The sequence below is a fragment of the Marseilla massiliensis genome, from assembly GCF_016899855.1.
Taxonomy (GTDB): domain Bacteria; phylum Bacteroidota; class Bacteroidia; order Bacteroidales; family Bacteroidaceae; genus Prevotella.
This window is the reverse complement of the sequence record NZ_JACJJG010000238.1, coordinates 1-581: the sequence shown is the minus strand read 5'-3', so window position 1 is coordinate 581 and position 581 is coordinate 1. Positions and strand designations below refer to the sequence as shown.

1 protein-coding gene is annotated in these 581 nt (G+C 47.3%); it reads right to left on the bottom strand.

Translation table 11 applies throughout. From position 1 onward, the window contains the following. The coding region (locus H6A34_RS14570) for a guanylate kinase (RefSeq protein ID WP_205106098.1) at positions 1 to 378 on the bottom strand (378 nt) is incomplete at its 3' end. Between the last annotated feature and the right edge of the window lie 203 nt (positions 379 to 581).

Sequence of the window (581 nt, the reverse complement as noted above, 5' to 3'; positions counted from 1 at the left end):
CGGCGGCTGGATGAACAGGCTCAAGGCGCGGTCGCCGTAAAACCTCTTGATGTTGCATCCGCCTTTTACGTCAACGTCGAGAACGACATTCTCGCCCTTTGCAAGCTGGTTTTCGACCTGGCTCTTCAGCGTGCCGTAATACCGGTCTTTGTACACTTCCTCGTATTCCAGGAACTCGTCGGCCTCGATACGGCGCCTGAACTCGTCGGGAGAGACGAAGAAATATTCCACTCCATCACGCTCCGTGCCGCGTGGCGGACGGCTCGTGCATGATATGCTGAACGCCATGTTCAGCTCTTTGTGTGACATTAGTCGGCCGATGATGGTGCTTTTCCCGCTGCCGCTTGGCGCGGAGAAGATGATTATTTTTCCGGGCATAGTTTTTTATTTGGGAAGTAAATTTTTAGGAGTTAAGGAGTAATGGAGTAAAGTAGTTAAGACAAATGACTTGTAGTTTAGGAGTAAAGGAGTAAGTATGGGAGGAGTAAGTAGAAATGTCTTTCACTTTTTCACCTTCTCACCTTTTCATTATAACAAGTCATTTGTCTTAACTACTTTACTCCATTACTCCTTAACTCCTA